The organism is Photorhabdus caribbeanensis (genome assembly GCF_018448885.1).
GTDB classification, from domain to species: Bacteria; Pseudomonadota; Gammaproteobacteria; order Enterobacterales; family Enterobacteriaceae; genus Photorhabdus; species Photorhabdus caribbeanensis.
Genome location: NZ_RCWB01000130.1, coordinates 1 through 711, shown reverse-complemented (window position 1 = coordinate 711; position 711 = coordinate 1). Strand labels below are relative to the sequence as shown.

Below are 711 nucleotides of genomic sequence, written 5' to 3'. Positions count from 1 at the left end.
GCGTGCTTAAGGCGTCCAGCGTCAGGTTATGGCCTGCCGTTATCTCGGTGTGACCGTCTTTACCGGCATTTTTAACGTCACTGGCGGTGAGCTGAACATTGTTAATGGCGCTCAGCGATAAGGCGCCCTTATCGTTCTGCACATAGATGCCTGCCGGACGGTCCAGCCAGCGGTTCGCTTCATCTCCGCGCACGGTCGATGCGCTGGTGATATCCCGGCCTTTCAGAGTCACCCGGTCATCCCCCTGAATCTGGCCGCCCCGGTTAGTGAGCGTCTGTTGGGCCGCTAAATCCACTTTGCCGCCGCGAATAAAGCCGCTGTTGGTCAAATTGTTGGCCATCAGTTGAGTGACGTCACGCCCGCTCATCGTGCCGCTGTTGGTGATATCGCCCTGACTGTTGAGCGCCACGGTATTCCCGGCCAGCAAGGCGCCATCACTGCGCAGGTCGCCCTGACGGACACGCGCATAAACCTGCGGCACAGTCACTACCTCGGTAGTGCCATCCGGCAGGGTCACGGTTTGGTTAGTCAGCCAGATAATGTCTGAGGTCAGCAGCGCCATCTGTGCCGGACTCAGCGCCACGCCCGGCGTTAACTGTTGCTGTTTGCCAAAGGCGACACCGGCATCCATCAGCGCTTTAAACTGCGCTTCGTCGTTGTTGTAGCCCGGCAGATAGCGCTGGCCGGTCAACTGGGTGATTTGGTCGCGCA

Annotated in this window: 1 pseudogene; it reads right to left on the bottom strand. The window is 59.2% G+C overall.

Annotated elements, in window-relative coordinates:
* Nucleotides 1–711 (bottom strand): annotated as a pseudogene (locus EAE90_RS23310) (hemagglutinin repeat-containing protein); the annotation flags it as partial.